The organism is Streptomyces sp. NPDC055400 (assembly GCF_053644375.1).
Map to the genome: position 1 here is coordinate 564476 of NZ_JBSHLM010000001.1, position 18842 is coordinate 583317.

General features: G+C 72.1%; 14 protein-coding genes. 3 read left to right on the forward strand and 11 right to left on the reverse strand.

Features of this window, described 5'->3' with window-relative positions; translation table 11 throughout:
* Positions 1-8: 8 nt before the first annotated feature.
* The 8 genes from ACWIGU_RS02395 to tatA all read right to left on the reverse strand — a co-directional run bounded on the left by ACWIGU_RS02395 (position 9) and on the right by tatA (position 10437).
* On the reverse strand, positions 9-2003 hold the full coding sequence (locus ACWIGU_RS02395; RefSeq protein ID WP_454396557.1) for a DUF5107 domain-containing protein: 1995 nt from the start codon (positions 2001-2003) through the stop codon (positions 9-11).
* A 132-nt stretch (positions 2004-2135) separates the two neighbouring features.
* The gene (locus ACWIGU_RS02400) at positions 2136-2702 is read right to left on the reverse strand and encodes a GNAT family N-acetyltransferase (RefSeq protein ID WP_454396559.1); all 567 of its coding nucleotides are present in this window, start codon (positions 2700-2702) and stop codon (positions 2136-2138) included.
* A 301-nt stretch (positions 2703-3003) separates the two neighbouring features.
* A complete protein-coding gene (locus tag ACWIGU_RS02405) occupies positions 3004-4746 on the reverse strand; it encodes a CocE/NonD family hydrolase (protein WP_454396561.1) in 1743 nt (580 codons plus the stop codon).
* Between the two features lie 201 nt (positions 4747-4947).
* Positions 4948-5886 (reverse strand): S66 peptidase family protein, encoded by a 939-nt coding sequence (locus ACWIGU_RS02410; protein ID WP_454396563.1) that lies wholly within the window; start codon positions 5884-5886, stop codon positions 4948-4950.
* Positions 5883-7889: a dipeptidyl-peptidase 5 gene (locus tag ACWIGU_RS02415; RefSeq protein ID WP_454397245.1), complete on the reverse strand. Its 2007-nt coding sequence runs from the start codon at positions 7887-7889 to the stop codon at positions 5883-5885. The genes ACWIGU_RS02410 and ACWIGU_RS02415 overlap by 4 nt, the downstream gene beginning before the upstream one ends.
* A gap of 86 nt (positions 7890-7975) precedes the next feature.
* Positions 7976-9310 (reverse strand): M20/M25/M40 family metallo-hydrolase, encoded by a 1335-nt coding sequence (locus ACWIGU_RS02420; protein WP_454396565.1) that lies wholly within the window; start codon positions 9308-9310, stop codon positions 7976-7978.
* A complete protein-coding gene (locus ACWIGU_RS02425) occupies positions 9303-10136 on the reverse strand; it encodes a M55 family metallopeptidase (protein WP_454396566.1) in 834 nt (277 codons plus the stop codon). The genes ACWIGU_RS02420 and ACWIGU_RS02425 overlap by 8 nt, the downstream gene beginning before the upstream one ends.
* Positions 10137-10248: 112 nt before the next feature.
* On the reverse strand, positions 10249-10437 hold the full coding sequence (gene tatA, locus ACWIGU_RS02430) for a Sec-independent protein translocase subunit TatA (RefSeq protein ID WP_329568998.1): 189 nt from the start codon (positions 10435-10437) through the stop codon (positions 10249-10251).
* A gap of 114 nt (positions 10438-10551) precedes the next feature.
* Between tatA and ACWIGU_RS02435 the strand changes: the two genes are divergently transcribed.
* The 3 genes from ACWIGU_RS02435 to ACWIGU_RS02445 all read left to right on the forward strand — a co-directional run bounded on the left by ACWIGU_RS02435 (position 10552) and on the right by ACWIGU_RS02445 (position 12971).
* Positions 10552-12078: an LCP family protein gene (locus tag ACWIGU_RS02435; RefSeq protein ID WP_454396569.1), complete on the forward strand. Its 1527-nt coding sequence runs from the start codon at positions 10552-10554 to the stop codon at positions 12076-12078.
* 170 nt (positions 12079-12248) lie between these two features.
* On the forward strand, positions 12249-12515 hold the full coding sequence (locus ACWIGU_RS02440; RefSeq protein WP_266675336.1) for a GlsB/YeaQ/YmgE family stress response membrane protein: 267 nt from the start codon (positions 12249-12251) through the stop codon (positions 12513-12515).
* Between the two features lie 54 nt (positions 12516-12569).
* Positions 12570-12971 carry a hypothetical protein gene (locus ACWIGU_RS02445; protein WP_454396571.1) on the forward strand — a complete coding sequence of 134 codons (402 nt, stop codon included), beginning with the start codon at positions 12570-12572 and terminating at the stop codon, positions 12969-12971.
* On the opposite strand, the gene ACWIGU_RS02450 is transcribed toward ACWIGU_RS02445, so the two are convergent.
* The 3 genes from ACWIGU_RS02450 to ACWIGU_RS02460 form a co-directional block, all read right to left on the reverse strand.
* On the reverse strand, positions 12939-13661 hold the full coding sequence (locus tag ACWIGU_RS02450) for a class I SAM-dependent methyltransferase (protein ID WP_454396573.1): 723 nt from the start codon (positions 13659-13661) through the stop codon (positions 12939-12941). The two genes, ACWIGU_RS02445 and ACWIGU_RS02450, sit on opposite strands and share 33 nt — an antisense overlap.
* A gap of 125 nt (positions 13662-13786) precedes the next feature.
* Complete coding sequence (locus tag ACWIGU_RS02455; RefSeq protein ID WP_454396575.1) at positions 13787-16216, reverse strand: ATP-binding SpoIIE family protein phosphatase; 2430 nt, start codon at positions 16214-16216, stop codon at positions 13787-13789.
* Positions 16217-16369: 153 nt separating this feature from the next.
* Positions 16370-18781, reverse strand: coding sequence for an MFS transporter (locus ACWIGU_RS02460; protein WP_454396576.1), 2412 nt, complete (start codon positions 18779-18781; stop codon positions 16370-16372).
* Positions 18782-18842: the final 61 nt, after the last annotated feature.

Sequence of the window (18842 nt, forward strand, 5' to 3'; positions counted from 1 at the left end):
GCGCCGGGTCAGGACTCCCTGGGCCGCATGCTGAAGTCGTACTGGGCGGGCAGCCGTTCGCCCGGTGCGGCGAGGCGTGCCCACAGTTCGGCGATGACCTCCGAGCCCTCACGCAGGTCGGCGACCTCGAAGCCCTCGTCGAACACGGCCCGTGCCGCCTCCTTGTCCCCCTCGGCGATCAGGAGCCGGGCCTCGACGAGCCGGAAGCGGCCGCGGGCGCGGATCGTGGCGTGCAGCCGGTCCCAGACGGTGCGGGCCGCTCCGGGGCGACGGGCCGCGAGCAGCGCGTCGATGGCCTCGCGGCCGAGCGCCGCGGTGGCCGCTGTCCAGGCCTCGCCGTCGTCGCGCCGCTCCTGGCACAGGTCGTCGAAGGCTTCGGCGTAGCGGTCGGCGGCGCGTTCGTGATGGCCGGCCTCCTGGTCGGCGACGGCCAGGCAGCGCAGCAACGGCCAGAGGGACGGGGCGAGTTCGAGGCCGCGCTCCCAGCTGCGTACGGCCTGGGCCAGGTCGCCCGCGTGCCATTGGGCGACCCCTAGGTGGTACTCGGTGAGCGGCTGCGCGGGCGCCGTCTCCAGCATGTCCCGCCAGTGCGGCGCGACGAGGGTGGGCCCGGGCGGTCCGACGCGGCGCGGCTCGGGGATGGAGCCGGTGCGCAGGAGGTCGAGCCAGGGTGCCTGCTCCGGGCCGAGTGCCGACTCGGCGAAGGGGGTGCCCGGCAGCTTGAAGTCGCCGCGCAGCACTTCGAGGGCGCCCCACCCGGAGCCCTCCGCGAGCGACTCCCCCGGTTCGGTGTCGGCGTGCGGTCGCCAGGCCGCGTAGGCGGCGTCGACGTCGGCCCTCGACAGCACGGCTTCGAGGCGCTCCTCGACCTCGCCGCGCGCGGCCGCCCAGTCCTCGGCGGAGTGCACGGCGTCGGGCGCCGCGGACAGCGGTCCGTACGACTCCAGCCACGCGAACTCGCCCTCGGCGTCCAGGCGTACGTGCTCCAGCTGGGTGCGGGCGAGGCCCGCCTGTATCTCGGCGTAGCCGCCCGTGCCCGGCTCGGTCAGCCACTCCTGCCAGCGCCGCCCGCCCGCGCCGTGGCCCCACAGGAACAGCTTGCGGCCGCGCAGCAGGTCCGTCGAGGTCTGTACGAGCCCGTGCCCGTCGTCGTCGAGCGCGGCGATCCAGCGGCGCTGCCCGTCGGGGACCTCGTAGAAGTAGTCGGCCGGGAATTCGCCGCTGAGGGGGTAGCTGCGGTCCACGCCGTCGGACTCCGGGACGGAGACGCGGCGCAGGCTGCGCTCGTAGCCGAAGTGCCAGGCCTCGTCGGCGGGGGCGAGGACGCGGTGTTCCTCGGGGACGGCGATGTTCGACCACCAGTAGACGGGCGCGGGCCTCTCGTGGGGATTACGTATCCGCACCCCCACGTGGAGGAAGTCGGATCCGGCGGGCAGCCACAGGTCCACCTGGAACGGCAGGTCGCGCAGGCGCTCCCACTCCCACAGGCGCAGCATGTCGCCGCCGTCGGGCGCGGTGACGCGGGCGGCGTGCAGGGGTGCGCAGGACAGGGTGGTGTGCCCGGTCGCGCCGATGTTCCACTCGATGCCGCCGGAGAACCAGGCGCCGTTGAGCGCGAAGTCGGCGGGCTGGAACACCGGGTTGCGGTACAGGAGTTCGCGCCCGGTGGGCTTGTGGAACATCGAGTGGATACGGCCGCCGAGGCCCGGCAGGACCGTGACGCGCAGCCGGTCGTTCTCGATCACGAGCGTGTCGAGGGTGAGGGGGGCGCGCTCGCGCCCGTAGCCGTTCTTGAGCCGCTCCGGCAGGACGCTGCGCAGCTTCTCGTAGCCGATCTGGCGGGCCATGTCGCGCGGCATGCCCTGCTTGGAGCGCTCGTCGAGTTCGTGGAGTTCGTCGAGGGGCCGCAGCGGCGGCAGCGGGTCGGGGGCGCCCACCGCCACGCCGGGCAGGGTCAGTACGTCGCGTCGAAGGGTCGTCCGCTCGGCCTGCGAGTCCGTCAAGTCCGCCTCCCGGTTCACGGGGCCCGCCGTCCGCACGCGGAGTGCCCCGACGACCATGGAACAGGCTCGTCCCCGAGCTGACCAGGGGTTCCCCGGGTCAGAATTCAGCAAAGACGCATTTACGGAAGAAGGTCAGCCGCGAGCACCGGGCATCTCGGCCGTGAGCGCCCAGCGCTCGTGGTCGCGCCAGGCGCCGTCCACGAAGATGAAGTCGGGCGAGTAGCCCTCCCGGCGGAACCCGGCGCGGCGGGCGAGCGCGATGGACGCCTTGTTGCCCGGCTGCATGTTGATCTCCAAGCGGTGCAGTCCGAGGGGACCGAAGGCGTACCGGACGACAAGACCGAGGCCCTCGCTCATGATGCCGCGGCCCGCCGCGTGCGCGAACACGCCGTAGCCGAGGGCACCGCTGCGGAAGCCGCCGCGGACGATGTTGTTGATGTTGATGAAGCCGGCGATGCCGCCACCGCCCTCGTCGTCCGTCCGCTCGCACACCAGGAATCCGCAGCGGGCCGGATCGTCGATGAGTGCGCCCGCGTAGGCGGCGTAGGTGTCGGCGGCGGTGGGCGGGAAGAGCCAGGGGTGGTGCAGGTCCGCGCTCTCGCGCGCCCGCGCGGTGAACTCTTCTCCGTCCGCGAGCGTGAAGGGGCGTATGCCCACGTGGGGGCCTTCGTCGAGGTAGCGGCGGCTGGTGGCAGACATCCGGCCAGCCTACGCCGCGGCCGAGAGGCGCCGGCGGGTCCGTGTCACTTGCGCCTGCTGATGACGCAGCCGCCGCAGATCGCCCCGATGACGGCGATCCGGCCCGGTGTGAAGGTGCCGGTGACGCCGCTCCTGTCGGAGCTCGCCGTGTCCTTGGGACTCATCCGTGGACCCTTCCGTCGGAGCGACGCGTGCCTTCCCCGCCCAGCATGGGCAGCCGGGCGGGGTTCGCGCACGGCGGGGTGTCCCTCCGGGGCGGGGCGCGCGGCCGTACGGGTGACGGCCCCGGCCCCGGGTCGCCCTACTGCCCGACGACCGGCAGCTCCAGGACGCCGGTGTCCTCGGGCGCGCTGGTGACGGTGACGGGCTTGATGCCCTTGTTGCCGCCGTACGCGTCGTCGCTCGCCGCGATGACGAACTGAAGGCGGTGCCCCGTCTCGTAGCGGTGGACGATGCCGGGCAGCGACACCGTGAAGGAGCGGGTCACGTCCGGCACACGGACCGGTGCGACCAGTCGGTGGACGAGTGTCTTGCCGCCGTCCGGCGCGATGTCGTACAGCTTCGCGAAGAGGACGAGTTTGTCGGCGGCGTCGTCCGAGTTCTGGACGCGCTCGGTCTTCGGTGAGACGACCTTGAGGGTGGCCTTCGGGGCGCCCACGACGTCGGTCGTGCTGGTCAGCGGCTCGCTGGTCCAGCCGAGGTAGGTGCCCGCGGTGTCGCGCGGGGCGGGGTCGGGCAGGCCGATCAGGCCGGCGAGGGAGGACTCGGAGTGGCTGGTGGGGATCAGCCAGTTCGCGTACGCGCGGCTGCCGCGCGCGACCTTCGACCGGTTGTCGACGAGCTTGCCGTCACCGGAGAGGTACATCTTCCGGCTGAGCGCCGGGACGCTCCGGGCGGTGGCGTAGGTGTGGTCCGGGTCCGTGATCCAGTCGCGGTAGTAGGCGAACGCGGGGCCGGTGTCGACGTCCTTCTTGTGCTGGAGGTAGCGGTCGAACCAGGCGAGGATCCGCTTGCCGACGTACGAGGTCTCCAGGTTGCCCTGCGCGAGGTTGAGTTCGCCGCTCGCCGGATCCGTGAGGCCGCCGCTGTGGCCCCAGGACTGCCAGATCATCTTGGTGGTCGTGCCCTGTGCCTTGAGGGTCCCGTACGTGGCCTGCGCCTCGTTCAGGTTGAAGAGGCTGTCGGACTGGCCCTGCACGAGCAGCGTCGGCGCCTTGACCTGCTTCAGGTACGAGACCGGGGAGACGCTGCGCGCGTAGTCGAGCATCGGTCCCGCCTTGTCGGACGGGTAGCGGCCGGAGTTCAGGGTGCTGATCGTCTCGCAGGCGTCGGTGACGAAGTGCAGGCAGGTCAGCTTGTTGATACGGGAGGGGTCGAGGGACGGTTCGAGGAGGGGCTGGCCCTCGCCGATCAGGTAGAAGCCGTTGGTCCACTGCCACTTGAAGGAGCCGGGGACGGAGCGGTCGGCGGCGTTGTTCGGGTCGAGGGAGTACGCCAGGTCGTTCCAGGTGATCATCGGGACGAGCGCGTCCACGCGGTGGTCGACCGCCGCGGTGGCCAGCTGGATCGCGCCGCCGTACGAGCCGCCGATCATGCCGACGCGGGGGTCGCCCTTGCCGTCCTTGGTGACGTAGTCGGCCTTCGTGCCGTCCTCGGCCGCGTGGGTCCCGGCGAGGAAGTCGACCAGCCCGGAGGCCGCGGCGCCGTCGATGCGGGGGTCGTCGAGCGAGACGAGGCACCCCGACTTGCCGAAGCCGAGTCCGGAGTAGACGAGTCCGACGTAGCCGCGCGCGGCGAAGGCCTTGCCGATGGCGTCGGTCGAGCCGTCGGACTTGCTGCCTCCGAAGCCGTTGGTGGCGAGGACGGCGGGTGCGGTGTGGGTGGCGTCGACGCCGGCGGGCCGGTAGAGGTCGGCATCGACGACGCAGCTGCGGCCGCCGGCCTGGACGGTGAACTTCAGTGCGGTGACGGTGTATTCGCCCGTCTGCTGCGTCTGTGGCGTCGCGTTCGCGGGCGCTGCAAGGGCGAGGGGCGCGGCGACCATGGCGCCGAGGGCGAGAGCCGGCGCCAGTGGTGATCGCGGTCGGGATCGGGGCACGGCACGGGACACGGCTACCTCCACGCTGAGGAAGACCCACCGGCTACCGACCGGTAAGTCTGAGCGTGGTCATGTTGTGACACGTGTCATACGCGGGTCAATCACCGGGACGCGTGTTTCTTGACGGAGATTCAGTAACCGAACGATTCAGGCCAGCGCGGGCACATCCAGGCTCAACGTCCCGGCGTCCGCGTCGAGTTCACCCGCAATGCCGAAGGGGATCGTCAGCGCCCCCTCGCAGTGCCCGAAGCCGAACTCCTCGACGACCGGTACGCCGAGACCGCCGAGCCGGTCGGCGAGCAGCGCGCGCAACCCCTCGTACGCCTCGCACTCCGCCCAGGACCCGAGCAGGATCCCCGAGACCCCGTCCAGCCAGCCGGCGCGCAGGAGCTGGGTGAGGTAGCGGTCGATGCGGTACGTCTCCTCGCCGGTGTCCTCCAGGCACAGCAGCCCGCCCGCGGCCGACGGCCGGGCGTGCGGGTTGCCCAGGTCGGCGGCGAGCAGACAGAGGCAGCCGCCGAGCGTGACGCCGCGCGCGGTACCGCCCACGAGCGGCCGTCCGCCGTCGACCGACGTGATGGTCTGTACGGTCTCCGGCGCGAAGAGCGTGTCCTTCAAGTGGTCCTGCGCGCGGGCACTCTTGAGGAAGTCGGCCGCCGCGGCCATCGGTCCGTGCAGGGTCGCGAGACCGAGCCGGGCGGCGAACGCCTCGTGCAAAGCCGTGATGTCGCTGTACCCGACGAACACCTTGGGCCCGGCCGCCCGCATCGCGTCCCAGTCGAGCAGGTCGGCCATGCGCTGCGCGCCGTATCCGCCCCGCGCGCACAGGACGGCGTCGACGGACGGGTCGCACCAGGCCCGCTGGAGGCCGGCGGCACGCTCGGCGTCACTGCCCGCGAGATAGTCGAACTGCCCATGGACGGAGCGGACTTGGGGTTCGACGACGGGCTCGAGGTCCCAGCCGCGCAGGATGTCGAGGCCTGCCGCCAGCCGGTCCTCGGGCACGGGTCCGCTGGGCGCGACGACGGCGACGCGCGCTCCGGGGGCGAGGCGTGCGGGTCGGGTCAGCGGTGTCGGTGACGTCACTTGGACAGCTCCAGCGTGGGGATCCCGGTCGGATGGAGGCCGAACACCTGGGCGTACAGGGAGAGTTCGGACTCGAGTACGCGGATCATGGTGTCCGCGCGCCGGAACCCGTGGCTCTCGCCCTCGAAGGCGATGTACGCGTGCGGGACGCGGCGCCCCTCCAGGCGGGCGAGGAAGCGCTCGCACTGCGCGGGCGGGCAGATCACGTCGTCGAGGCCCTGGAGCAGCAGGAACGGCACGGTGAGCCGCTCAGCGTGCTCGGCCGGCGAGCGCTCCACGTAGCGCGCGGGCACTTCGGCGAGCGGTCCGACGAGCGACTCCAGGTACTGGGACTCGAAGTCGTGGGTCTCGCCGGAGCCCCAGGCCGTGAGGTCGAGGATGGGGTAGAGGATCGTGCCGCAGGCGTAGACGTCGGTGCCGGTCAGGGACGCGGCCGTGGTCCAGCCTCCGGCGCTGCCGCCGCGGATCGCGAGCCGGTCGCGGTCGGCGGTGCCCTCGGCGGCGAGCGCGAGCGCCACGGCGGCGCAGTCCTCGACGTCGACGACGCCCCACTGTTCGCGCAGGCGGTTGCGGTACTCACGGCCGTAGCCGGTGGAGCCGCCGTAGTTGACCTCGGCGACGCCGATGCCGCGCGAGGTGAAGTAGGCGATCTCCAGGTCGAGCACGAGGGGCGAGTGCCCGGTGGGGCCGCCGTGGGCCCACACGACATAGGGCGGGAGTTCGTCGTCGGGCGCGGCGTGGGTGGGGCTGTGCGGCGGATAGATGTGGGCGTGGATGTCCCTGCCCTCGGGTCCCGCGAAGGTGCGGATCTGCGGCTCCGGGCAGTACGCGGGGTCGACGGCGTCGGTGTGCGCGGCGCCGACGACGCGCGCCCGGCCCGTACACGTGTCGAGCTCCACGACCTCGTGGCCGGTGCGGGGGCTGGCGGCGATGCCGACGACGCGGGTGCCGTGCACGGCGAGGGCGGGGCTCCACTCGGTCCAGGGTCCGGCCGTGTCCACGACCTCGCCGGTCGCCGGGTCGAGCACGCCGAGCGCGGTGGCGCCGACGCCGTGGACGACGGCGATCAGGCCGCTCTCCAGCGGGGCGAACCAGCGGTGGCCGATCTTCCAGAGCGGCCCGCCGAACTCCTCCTCGCGCGGGCACAGGGCCCGCGGTTCGCCGTCCGGGCCGACGCGGTAGAGGTTCCACCAGCCGCTGCGGTCGCTGGAGTAGACGAGGGCGCCGTCCGGAGCCCACTCCACCTGTGCGACGGACTCCTCGGGCCCGCCGAACGCCGTCCTCGCCCCGCTGAACGTGCCGTCCTCGGCCACGTCCGCGACGACCAGCTCCGTGCCGTCCCACGGCATGCGCGGATGATCCCAGGCGAGCCAGGCGGCGCGGCGGCCGTCGGGCGAGAGGCGGGGTCCGGTGACGAACCGGTGGCGGGCGTCGGACAGTTCGCGCACGGCGGTGCGGTCCCCGGCCGCGCTCCCGTCGAGCGGCACCGCGGCGGCGACGCGGCGCACGTCGGTCGGGCCGTCCCCGGTGAACTCCTCCAGGACGCACCACACTTCGCCCCGGTCGAGGTGGATCTGCGGATCGGCCCAGCGCAGCCCGTCCCCCACCGCGGAGACGGGGGTGAGCGGGCGGGGTACGGCACCGGGGGCGTCGGGCTCGTAGGCGTAGAGCCGCTGGTCGGCGAAGTCGACAAACACGACAAGCGGCCCGTTCGGCCCCTCGGGGCGCCCGGCGCCGGCCCACGGCTGGCCGCCGTACTCGATGACGCGGCTGCGCACGTTCCACGGCGCGGGCAGCACGGTGCGCTCCGAGCCGTCGGCGCGCCGCCTGACCAGGGCCCGCCGGCCGCCCTCGCCGGGGCGGGGCTCGGTCCACCACGCCTCGTCGCCGACGAAGCCGACGTACTCCGGCTTCCCGTCGTGCGCGGCGGCGAGCGCGGCCGTGATCGGCGACGGCCACGATCCGTAATTCTGGATCAGCACCAACTTGTCCACGCCCCCCATGACTTCAGAGGCCCCTATGTTCTCCACCTGCGACGCCATTTCCTAGACCGTCTCCCCAACCGATGCCGAAACCCGCCCGACGGCGCCTACGCGGACCGCAGGAAGCGGTCGAGCACGCGGACGCCGAAGTGCAGCGCCTCTACCGGGACCCGCTCGTCCACGCCGTGGAAGAGCGCCTGGTAGTCGAAGCCCTCGGGGAGCTTCAGCGGCGCGAAGCCATAGCCCGTGATGCCGAGCCGCGAGAACTGCTTGGCGTCGGTGCCGCCCGACATGCAGTACGGCACGACGTGCCCCTCGGGCGCGAACTCCTCGACGGCCGCGCGCATCCCCGCGAACGCCGGCGAGTCGACCGGCGCCTGGAGCGCGACCTCGCGGTGCTCGAACTCCCAGTCCACATCGGGTCCGGTGAGCCGGTCGAGGGTCTCGCGGAACTCGTCCTCGCCGCCCGGCAGATACCGGCCGTCGATGTGCGCGCTCGCCTCACCGGGGATCACGTTGATCTTGTATCCGGCGGACAGCATCGTCGGGTTGGCGCTGTTGCGGACGGTCGGCGCGACGAGCGCCGCGGCCGGGCCGAGCTTGGCGAGAAGTTCGTCGGCCGAGAAGTGCGGGGAGTCCACGCCGGCGTCGATGCCGTACAGGGCGGCGAGTTCGGTGAGCGCGGCGGCCACGGTCGGGGTGAGCCGCACCGGCCACTCGTGCGCGCCGATCCGCGCGACGGCGGCGGCGAGCCTGGTGACGGCGTTGGCGTGGTTCACCTTCGAGCCGTGGCCCGCCTTGCCGTGCGCGGTGAGCCGGAGCCAGCCGGTGCCGCGCTCGCCCGCCGCGATCGGGTAGATCTGCTTGCCGGAGCCGTCGTGGAAGGTGAAGGCGCCCGATTCGCTGATGCCCTCGGTGCAGCCCTCGAAGAGGCCTGCGTGCCGGTCCGCGAGGAAGCCGGAGCCGTCCTCGGCGCTCGCCTCCTCGTCGGCGGTGAAGGCGACGACGATGTCCCGGCGCGGGCGCAGCCCGGCACGGGCCCACTGCCGGACGACCGCGAGGATCATCGCGTCCATGTTCTTCATGTCGACCGCGCCCCGGCCCCACACGACCCCGTCGCGGATCTCTCCGGAGAACGGGTGCACGCTCCAGTCGGCGGCCTCCGCGGGGACGACGTCGAGGTGGCCGTGGACGAGCATCGCGTCGGCGGACGGGTCCGTGCCGGCGATGCGCGCGACGACGTTCGTGCGCCCCTTCGTGCGTTCGAGGAGGGTGGGCTCAAGGCCGGCTTCGGCGAGCTTCGCGGCCGCGTACTCGGCGGCCGGGCGCTCCTGGCAGTCGCCGCCGCCGCGGTTGGTGGTGTCGATGCGGATCAGCTCGGACGTGAAGGTCACGACCTCGTCGAGCGTCTGCTCGTCCACCTGAAATGCCTGGTCAGCCATACTGTTCCTCCACCGCGGCCGAGACGATCGTGGTGACCGCCTTGAAGGTGCGGATGCCGTCGTACATGGTGTCGTGCGTGTAGGAGATCCTGCGCTCGCCGGTGCGCCGGACTCCGGGCACCACCGTCGCGGCCATCGACAGATGCTCGGCGTCGAATTCGAGCTCGATGGTGAACGGGCCTGCCTCGACGGGCTCGTGGCGCACGGCGAGCGCCGCCGCCTCCTTCGCCGCGGCCCTGATGTCGGCGGCGGTCCGCTTCGGCGTACGACAGACGGCCGCATACCGGGACACATAGTCCTTGACCGCGACCTTGCGGGCCTCGGGCGCGTAACCGAGCGCGTCGTCGCAGGCGAGGTCGTCGCCGGTGACGAGGACGACGGGTACGCCGTACTCGGCGACGACGTGCGCGTTCAGCAGGCCCTCGCTCGCCCGTGCGCCGTTGATCCAGACGCCGGTGATGGAGTTGGCGAGGTACGTGTGGGCGAGCACACCCTCCGTGCCGGCGCCCGTGTGGTAGCCGATGAACGCGATGCCGTCGACGTCGCCGTGCTGGACGCCCTCGACCATGGAGAGCGTCTTGTGGCGGCCCGTGATCATCTCCGCGCGCTCGTCGAGCTGCTCCAGGAGCAGATTGCGCATCGACCAGTGAGCCTCGTTGATGAGCACCTCGTCGGCGCCGCCGTCGAAGAAGCCGAGCACGGCGGCGTTGACGTCCGAGGTGAACATGGGCCGGCAGCGTTCCCACTGCGGGGTGCCGGGCAGCACGTCGCCCGGCCAGGTCACGCCGGTGGCGCCCTCCATGTCGGCGCTGATGAGGATCTTCATGGCGCATCACGGTACGCGCCGGGGAACGCGCAGGCCAGAGCCACCCGGAGAGCCAGAGGTCCAGTCCACCGAAAGGCGGCGGGCACCCCGTCGGTCGGCGGATGCGCCGGCGTCAGGAAGCGGCCGGGTCCCGGCGCTCCTCGACCTCGTCCGTCTTCATCGCCCGCGTCTCGCTCTTGAGGATCCGGAGAGACTTGCCGAGCGCACGCGCCGTGTCGGGCAGTTTCTTCGAACCGAACAGAACGATGACCACGATCGCCACAATGAGCAGGTGCCAGGGCTCAAGACCGTTGCGGAACATTTTCGCCCCACCCTTCGTCTCTTCGGATGAGGTGGGCACCACGGACGGCACCCACCAAGAAGCTTGCTACATTGCGCAACTGTACAACCCCGGATCCGAGTGAGGGCGCACCCCATGGCAGGCACCCGTGAGCAGTTGGCACCCGCGCGCCGAGGCGGCGGTGCCAAGTCCCCCGCGCGTGCGGCGCGATCGAGGCGCAGCCGCGTGCGCTTCACGCTCGCGATAGCCCTGTCCCTGCTCGTCCTCCTGACGGGCGGCGTGGGCTGGGTGTATCTGAAACTCGGCGGCGACATCAACACGTTCAGCTCGGACGGCATCTCCGGCGACCGCCCCGACGCCGACGCGTCGAAGGGGGAGAACGTCCTCGTCATCGGCTCCGACGCGCGCACCGGAGGCAACGAGGCGCTCGGCGGGGGCGACAAGGGCGACATCGGCCGCTCGGACACGGCGTTCCTGCTGCATGTCTACGCCGACCATCGCAACGCCGTGGCGGTGTCCGTCCCCCGCGACACCCTCGTCACGATCCCGCCCTGCAAACTGCCCGACGGCAGCTGGACCGGCACGCGGCCCGACACGATGTTCAACGCCGCGTACTCGACCGGCGAGACCGCCGGCGGGAACCCCGCCTGCACGCAGAACACGGTGGAGAAGCTGACGGGCCTCCGCGTCGACCACACCGTCGTCGTGGACTTCAAGGGCTTCGCCGCCCTGACCGACGTCGTCGGCGGCGTGAAGGTGTGCCTACCGCAGCCCATCTACCAGCGTGACCTGAACCCCCATCGCACCACCCCCGGCAAGCTCGTGTTCCCGCGCGGCGAGCAGAGCGTCTCCGGGCAGAAGGCCCTCGACTACGTCCGCCTGCGGCACGGCATCGGTGACGGCTCCGACATCGGCCGCATCAAGCGGCAGCAGGCCTTCGTCGGGAGCCTGATCAAGGAGATCAAGAGCAACGGCCTGACGCCCACGAAGCTCCTGCCGCTCGCGAACGCGGCCACGCGGTCGATGACCGTCGACCCCGGCCTCGGCTCCGCCGACAAGCTCCTCTCCTTCGCGATGTCCCTCAAGAACGTCGACCTGCACAACACCAAGTTCGTCACGATCCCCTGGCGCTACGAGGGAAGCCGCGTCGCGGTCGTCGAGCCGGACGCCGACGCGCTGTGGGCGTCGCTCAGGGAGGACCGGACACTCGACGGGAAGGACGCCAGCGGCAAGAAGGGCGCCCGGTCGAGCGCCTCCTCCGTGCCCTCCGCCGCGCCGAATCCGGGGGACGGCATCCGCGTCACGGTCTACAACGGAACGACCGTCATGGGACTGGCCGCCCAAGCCGCGCGCGCCCTTGAGGGCGACGGGTTCACCGTCACGGGCACGGCGACCGCGAACACTCAAAGCCAGGCGACCACGCTCATCCAGTACGGCCCCGGCGAGAAGGCGCGAGCGGGCACGCTCGCCCAGCGGTTCCCGGGCTCGCGCCTCGAAGAGACCTCGACCGCGGGCATCAAGGCGATTCTCGGGCAGGACTACGCGGACCATCCGTCGACCGCCGCGACGGCGTCGCCGGAACCCACCGGCATACCGTCCGACGTCTCCGACGACGCCCGCTCCGCCGACGACAGCCTGTGCTCGAACCTGTCCTACGGATGACGCGCCACGGCTGAGCACTACGGCTGAACCAGTGCAACCGACCGGGACCGTTCAGCGTCTTCACCTCTGTCTGTACAGTTGCGCAAATTCGCAACGCACAGCCGAAGCACAGCCACAAGCACAAGCACAAGCACAAGGCACCACACATCACCGAGGGGAACGACGCACACGTGGGCATCATCAGCTGGATCATCCTCGGCCTCGTCGCCGGAGTCATCGCCAAGGTCCTGCTCCCCGGCCGCGACCCGGGCGGCCTCATAGGCACCACCCTCATCGGCGTCGCGGGCGCGTTCGTCGGCGGCTGGATCTCGTCGCGGTTCCTGGACCGCCCGATCGAGAACCAGTTCTTCGACGGGACCACCTGGATCGCGGCCATCGGCGGCTCGCTCGTGCTGCTCATCGGCTATCGCCTGCTCTTCGGCAACTCACGCGACTGACAGGCCGGTCGATCCCCCATGGGCCCCGGCCGGCCGGCGTCACCGTCCGGACCGGTGCGCCTCACGAGCGTCCCTCCCCGTTCGGCGCACGGCGTCGGTGAGGTGCTGCTCCACGACGAGGGCGGCGCGCTCGTCGGCCAGGTCCGCTTCCGGCTGTGCGCGCCGTGCCGCACGGGCCGGCTCCTCGGCATCTGGATCCTGGAGTCACGCCGACAGGAGGGGCTCGGCCGGCGGGCGGTGCGGGTCATGCTGGCCCAGGGCCACGGCTACCGCTGGAACACCACCCTCCAGACCCGCCCCGGGCGCGGCTTCTTCCTCGCTGTGACCGCCCACGAAGGCGTCCCGCTCCGGCGCGGCCGGCCGCTCTGCCCGCATCTCCTCGGCCCCTTCGGCCACGCCCTCGGGCGCCTGGGCCTGCGGCGGCTAGTGTGCCCGCCCCACGACGAGCCAGCGTGACGGGAGTTCGATGCGGTTGCCGTCCGGTGTGTACTCCGTGGTGGTGAGCGGGAGTTCGCCGCTCGCGAGTACGTCGAGGCCCGCGGTGCGTACGTAGTCGGGGACCGCCGCGTCGGACACCTCGCCGGGTGCGATGCCGTGCGCGAAGACCGGTGCCAGCTTCGCGGGCGGGCCCGTGGGGCTCTGCGCGAGAGACATCAGGACGGGCCGGGCGGCCTCGGCGAGCTCCACGAGGAAGGCCCGGCCGCGCTCGCCGACGAGCGCCGCGATCCCGTCGACCAGGGCCTGGCGGTCGTCGGTCTCGCACTGGTGGAGCACGCCCCGCATGTACACGTTCGCGTCGCCGAGCTCGGAGTGCAGCTGGTGGGCCTCGGTCTGCTCCGTGGCGTCGAGCTGCCGGAAGTCGGCCCGGCCCGCGGGGTCGGCGAGCCGGGCGTGGCCGAGGGCGGCGTCGGAGAGGTCGGCGCCGATGACGCGCGGGTAGCGGTCGGCGAGGAAGCGCGTCTGGGTGCCGTTCCCGCAGCCGAGGTCCACGACGGGAAGACCCTGGGTCGCGTGCGGCTCGAACAGGGCGAGATGAACCTTCGCGGTGAGGGCGGGCTCGGCGTCCCAGAAGACTCCGCCGGGTTCGCCGGGAGCATCGCGCCAGAAGCTCTCCCAGGCGTCCTTGTACCGACTCGTCACGCTCATCTGCAACTCCCGGGGTGCGGTGGCACGGCACGATCGGTCTACCGCGCCCCGGGCCCGCCCACAAGCACCCGGCGCACACCTTCACGCCGCATTCGATACGTGTACGCCCGGCGCCCCCTCGCCAACTACGCGCGTGGCAACGCCAGTTCGAACCACACGGTCTTGCCGGAGCCCGTACGACTCGTGCCCCACTCCCTGGCCAGGGCGCTCACGACACGCAGACCGCGCCCGAACTCGTCGCCCGGGCCCGCGTTGAGCAGCGTCGGCAGCCTCTGGTCGTCGTCCTCGACCTCGCACACGAGAGTCCCCGAGCGCACCAGGCGTACCTCGACGCTGCGGGTGCGGGCGTGCCGTACGGCGTTGGTGACGAGCTCCCCGGCCATCATTTCCGCGGGGGCGGTGAGCGCGCCGAGTCCCCAGGCCGTGAGCCGGGCGCGGACGAGGGCGCGTGTGCGGGGCACTTCGGCGGGGTCGGGGGTGACGCTCCAGTGGGCGACGTCCTCGGGCGCGATGCCGTTGAGCCGGGCCATCAGGAGGGCGACGTCGTCCTTGCGGCCGCCGCGAGTGTTCAGGGATCTGATGATGGTGTCGCAGGCGGCGTCCATGGAGGCCGCGGGATGGGCGGCGGACTCGCAGAGCGTGGCGAGGCCGACGCCGATGTCCTCGCCGCGCACCTCTACGAGGCCGTCGGTGCACATGACGAGCCGGTCGCCGGGCGCCATCGGGACGCGGACCGATTCGAAGGGGACGCCGCCGACGCCGATGGGCGCGCCGGTGGGCAGTTCGAGCAGCTCGCTGCGGCCGTCCTCGGCGCGGACGAGGACCGGCGGGATGTGCCCGGCGTTGGCGAGCTCCAGCTCGTTCGCGATGGGGTCGTAGACCGCGTACAGGCAGGTCGCGAGGTAGTGCTCGCCGAGGCGCTGGGCGAGGTCGTCGAGGTTGCGCAGGAGCTGGGCCGGCGGCAGGTCGAGGGCGGCCATGGTCTGCACGGCGGTGCGCAACTGGCCCATCATCGCCGCCGAGTTGAGCCCGTGACCCATGACATCGCCGACGACGAGCGCGGTGCGCGATCCCGGCAGCTTGATCGAGTCGAACCAGTCACCGCCGACGCGGCCGAGCAGGGTGCCGGGCAGATAACGGGTGGCGATGTCACAGCCCGGCATGTGCGGCTCGATGTGCGGCAGCATGCTGTCCTGGAGGGTCTCGGCGACGCTCTCCTGGTACGTGTACATGCGGGCGTTGTCGAGGACGAGGCCCGCGCGGGCGGCGAGTTCGGCGCCGGTGACGCGGTCCATGTCGTTGAAGACCGGGCGTTCCCGGTGGCGCAGCAGGATCATGAATCCGAGGACGACGTTGCGCGCCTTCAGGGGCACCACCAGCATCGAGCGGTCGGTGATGAGAGGCCTGATGTCGCGCTTCTCGAACTGCGACGCGATCGCGTTGCCCATCTCCTCGCTGATGCGCGGGACGAGGACGGGCTGACCCGAGGTCATGCACTGGAAGAACGGCGTGTGCGCGGGGAACGGCATCGACTCGCCGACGGGCACGACGTCGTCCCAGCGGCCCGGCTCGTCGGTGTGCTCCAGGGCGACGCGGTGCCACAGGGTGGTCGCGTCGGGCGGGCCTTCGGGGAACCCCTCGCCCGCGACGACCTGTTCGCGCAGATAGGTGCCCGCGACGTCCGTGAAGCGCGGGACGACGGCCCGGCTGACCTCGATGATCGTGCGGGACAGGTCGAGGGACGAACCGATGCGCCCGCTCACCTCGTTGAGGAACTCCAGGTGTTCGCGGACGGCGGCGTACTCGAGGTCGTCCGGGTCGTCGTCGGGTGCGTGGCGCGGCGCGGGCAGTCCGGCGGCGGCCGCGCGGGCGGCCTCCTCCCTGCGGGCCTTGCGCTCGGCGCGCCGGGGCACGCCCCAGTCGGCGGTGACGGGTACGCGGTCGTGGAGGCTGAACTCCAGTACGGGATAGCCCAGTTCGAGCACCTGGGAAACGATGCGGGCGCTCTCGCCGACGCTCATGCTGGGCAGGATGGCGGGGAGTCCGCGGGCCAGCTCGTCGGCTCCCGGAAAGTCGGTGTGCAGGGCGAAGCCGGGCGCGATGCGCTCCAGGGGTTGCCCGTCGGGCACGTCGTCGGCGTGCAGCCGGCCGGCGTCGGCGGCGAGCACGAGCAGCTTCTCGGGACCCGGGCCGACGAGCGGGTAGGCCCACCACAGGACGTCGATGCGCTCCCGGCTCGGAGCTTCGAGGCGGGCGCGGCCCGCGGCGGGGTACGCGGCCCGCCCCTCGATCGAGGACTCCAGGCCCGGGCCGAGCTCGTCGTACGCGCCCTCTTCCCCGTACGCCTCGGAGTCGGGGCCGTCGGGCAGCGCGCCGGAGACGGGCAGCAGGTCGGTGGCGGGGCGGCCGACGGCGTCCTCGCGCGCGGAGCCGAAGAGGCGGCGCGCGCCGGTGCTCCAGTGCGAGACGAGTCCGTCGCCGTCGACCACGACGACCGCCAGCGGTACGCGGCCCGGCACGGGGCTCTGCGGGGCCGTCCCGGTGCCACTGTGCATGGCCTGCGCTCCCTTCCCCGCGCGGCGACCGAGCGTCATTGGTTCGGCCCTTTCCCGTTCCACGGTACGCGGTACGGGGGTGCAGGGGGCTGCATCGGCCGAATTGAACGGGCACGGAGTGCCGGGGCCGGGCGCGGCGCCCGGCCCCAACGCTCAGTCCTCGTGGCCCAGTTGCAGGTCTCGTTCCGTGCGGCCGCCGCCCGCCATGTGCAGCACCGTGGCGACCGGCGGGTAACCGGCGGCGATCACGGTGTACTCGCCCGACGACAGGTCGACGAAGCGGAACGTGCCGTCGGCGCCCGTCGTGAGGGTGTCGACGACGTTGCCCGCCGCGTCGAGGAGGGTCACCCGCGCGTCCTCGACGGGGCGTCCGCCGCCGGCCCTGACCGTGCCGCGCAGCACGGCGCCGCCCGCGAGTTCGACGTCCTGGCGGGTCTCGCGCGCGGCCATCACGGTGACGGGGAGCGCGGCGGGGCGGAACGCGGGCGCGCTCCCGGCGAGCGTGTACTCGCCGGCCACCAGCTCCGTGATGACGTAGCCGCCCTCGCGCCCGCTGCGGGTCGTGGAGACGACCTCTCCGTGGACGTTGGTCAGGGTCACGGTGGCGTCGCGCACGGGCGCGCCGTCTGCGGTCAGCACGCTCCCGGCGAGGCGCCCGGCGCCGCCGAGGACGACGTCGAGGTCGACGGGCCGCTCCCCCACGGTGACGGTCACGGCCTGGGGCTGGTGTCCGCCCGCCGCCGCGATCAGGACGTAACTTCCGGCGCCGGGCGTCGACAGGGCGTACCGGCCGTCGTCGCCGCTCGCGCCGCGTCCGATCTGCTGGCCGCCGACGTCGATGAGGGTGAGCGCGGCGCGTGGCACCGCGGTCCCGTCGGGGTGCTGGACGATGCCACAGACCGGCACGCCGGCGCCGTACGGGGTCCGGGCCTGGGTCGGGACTGAGGCGTTCTCGCCGCTCGGGGCGCTGTGGGGGGCGGCACTGGACAACAGGGGTGTCTCCTTGAGGAAGAAGGCGATCACGAGGCCGAGGACGAGCACCGGGACGAGGTAGAGGAAGATCCGGGGCATCGCGTCGGCGTACGCCTGGATGTAGCCGTCGCGCAGCGCGCGCGGCAGGGCGTGGACGAGCTGAGGGGTGATGGACTCCGGGTCGGGCAGGCCCGCCCCCTTGGGCAGCCGGTGCGCGAGGGCGTCGGAGAGCCGGTCGGCGAAGAGCGTGCCGAAGATCGCGGCGCCGACGCTTCCGCCGATCTGCCGGAAGTAGTTGTTGGCGCTGGTCGCGGTGCCGATGTCGGCGGGGCGTACGGCGTTCTGCACGGCGAGGATCAGGACCGGCATGATCAGGCCGATGCCCGCGCCGAGTACGGCCATGTAGAGGCTGTAGTGCAGTCGCGGGGTGTCGACTTCGAGGCGGGACAGGAGCCACATGCCCGCCGTCGACAGGGCCCCGCCGAGGATCGGGTAGATCTTGTAGTGCCCGGTGCGGCTGATGAGCTGGCCGGAGGCGATCGAGGCGATGACGATGCCGCCCATCATCGGCAGCATCAGCAGCCCCGACTCGGTGGCGCTCGCGCCGTCGACCATCTGGAGGAAGGTCGGCAGGTAACTGGCCGCTCCGAAGAGGGCGATGCCGATGACCATGCCGACCAGGCTGGTGATGTTGAAGACGGGGTCGCGGAACAGCCGCAGCGGGATGACGGGTTCGGCGGCGAAGTGCTCGGCGACGACGAAGAGCACGGCCGTCACGGCCGCTCCGGCGGCGAGCCCCAGGATGACCCGCGAACCCCAGGCGTACTCGGTGCCGCCCCAACTGGTCAGCAGGACGAGGCAGGTCGAGGCCGCCGCGAGGAGCAGGGCCCCGAGGACGTCGAGCCTGGCCCTGACCTTGGGCCGGGGCAGTTTGAGTACGACGGTGACGACGGCGAGCGTGACCAGGCCGAAGGGCACGTTGATGTAGAAGCACCAGCGCCAGGTGAGGTGGTCGGTGAAGTAGCCGCCGAGCAGCGGGCCCGCGACGGACGCGAGGCCGAACGCGGCGCCGATGAGGCCCATGTAGCGGCCGCGTTCGCGGGGCGGCACGATGTCCGCGATGATCGCCTGCACGCCGATCATGAGTCCGCCGGCGCCGATGCCCTGGACGGCGCGGAACGCGATGAGTTCGTCCATGTTGCGCGACCAGCCGGCCAGCGCGGAGCCGACGACGAAGACGGCGATGGCGAACTGGAAGACGCCCTTGCGGCCGAAGAGGTCGCCGAGCTTGCCGTAGATCGGCAGGCCGATGGTGGCGGTCAGGAGATAGGCGGTGATCGCCCAGGACATCTTGTCGAGGCCGTGCAGCTCGCCGACGACCTTCGGCAGCGCGGTGGCGACGATCATCTGGTCGAGCGCGGCGAGCAGCAGCGCCAGCATGAGTCCGAAGAAGACCATCCGGACCCGGCTCGGGCTGAGGCCGTGGTCGGGGAACTGCGGCTGCTCCACGGCCGGTTGGGGCTCGGTGTGCGGGGTCGGTTCCGTCGCCGGCACCGGCCCCGGCTCACTCGTCACCAGCGTCGTCGTGCCCACCTGTCGCTCCCCTCGTCGCGCCTGCGCCGCATATTTCTCGCATTACGCGACAACTGCGGGC